Source organism: Mesorhizobium sp. P5_C1, from assembly GCF_054049815.1.
This window is the reverse complement of sequence record NZ_JBFULQ010000908.1, coordinates 1-1,454: the sequence shown is the minus strand read 5'-3', so window position 1 is coordinate 1,454 and position 1,454 is coordinate 1. Positions and strand designations below refer to the sequence as shown.

Annotated in this window: 2 protein-coding genes; one reads left to right on the top strand and one right to left on the bottom strand. The window is 60.5% G+C overall.

The annotated features are described in order from the left end of the window. Positions 1–369: hemerythrin domain-containing protein (locus ACXJ7R_RS32475; protein ID WP_457155371.1), on the bottom strand; the 369-nt coding region annotated here is incomplete at its 3' end. 87 nt (positions 370–456) lie between these two features. Between ACXJ7R_RS32475 and ACXJ7R_RS32470 the strand changes: the two genes are divergently transcribed. Next, positions 457–1,454, top strand: a 998-nt coding sequence (locus tag ACXJ7R_RS32470) for a cbb3-type cytochrome c oxidase subunit I (RefSeq protein ID WP_457155370.1), incomplete at its 3' end; no start/stop codon positions are given.

Sequence of the window (1,454 nt, the reverse complement as noted above, 5' to 3'; positions counted from 1 at the left end):
GGCAAGGTTCGCACCGCTGCCGGTCAAAGCGGCATCGTAGGCGGGAAAGATGACCGTCTCTTCGTATTGATGAATGTTGCGCAGCAACGGAACGATCGCGTTGGCCGTGCCGAGACATTTCAGACGATCGACGCTGGGCAAGGCGTCTGCAATTCTCTCCAGGGCATCGCAGAGCTGCAGCTTTTCCCTGTGCGCGCGCTTCATCACCGCGGCCGGGACCGCTTCTCTGCAGGATCGATCGGCTGGTGCGGGATTTTCATCGCCTGCTCCGAACAGCGACGTTCCCGGTCCTTTCGTCTGGCTCAACGGCGGCCCCCGGTTGGTTTGCAAGACCACGCTGCCCAATCCGAAAGCGCTGAGCTTTGACATGGATCAAGGCGGTGACACTACGGCTGAGGAATTGGTGTCCAGGCGGATTGGCGTCCGCGCATCGGAATCCGAGGTCGGGGACATGTCATGAAATTCGGCACACAAATCTTCGCTTTGGCCCTTTTTACATTTGCGGCTCTGGTGGCCGCTGGCTTCGGTGTGGACGAGCCCTTCCGGCAGCACATGTGGGTGCTGTTTTTTGTGCTGCTCGGTTTTGTCGCCGTCCTTATCCGCAACACGAGCTTTGAAGCTGCCGCTCCCATCGATGCATCCGCTTACATGGATGGGCCGGTCCGTTACGGCGCCGTCGCCACCATGTTCTGGGGCGTCGTCGGCATGCTGGTCGGCGTGGTCATCGCGCTGCAGCTCGCCTACCCCGATCTCAACATCCAGCCCTGGTTCAATTTCGGTCGTTTGCGGCCGCTGCATACGTCGGGCGTGGTCTTCGCTTTCGGCGGCAACGCGCTGCTTTGCACGTCTCTGTATGTCGTGCAGCGCACCTGCCGCGCGCGGCTGTTCGGCGGCGATCTCGCCTGGTTCGTGTTCTGGGGTTACCAGCTCTTCATCGTCATGGCGGCGACCGGCTATCTGCTCGGCATCACCGAGAGCCGCGAATACGCCGAACCCGAATGGTATGTGGACATCTGGCTGACCATCGTCTGGGTCGCCTATCTCGTCCTGTTCCTCGGCACGATCCTGAAGCGCAAAGAACCGCATATCTACGTCGCCAACTGGTTTTACCTGTCCTTCATCGTGACCATCGCGATGCTGCATGTGGTCAACAACCTGTCGATGCCGGCCTCCTTCCTGGGCTCCAAGAGCTATTCCGCCTTTTCCGGGGTGCAGGACGCGCTGACGCAGTGGTGGTACGGCCACAACGCCGTTGGCTTCTTCCTCACCGCCGGGTTCCTCGGCATGATGTATTACTTCGTGCCCAAGCAGGCGAACCGGCCGGTCTACTCCTACCGGCTGTCGATCATCCATTTCTGGGCGATCATCTTCCTCTACATCTGGGCCGGTCCGCATCATCTGCACTACACCGCCCTGCCCGACTGGGCGCAGACGCTCGGCATGGTGTTCTCGAT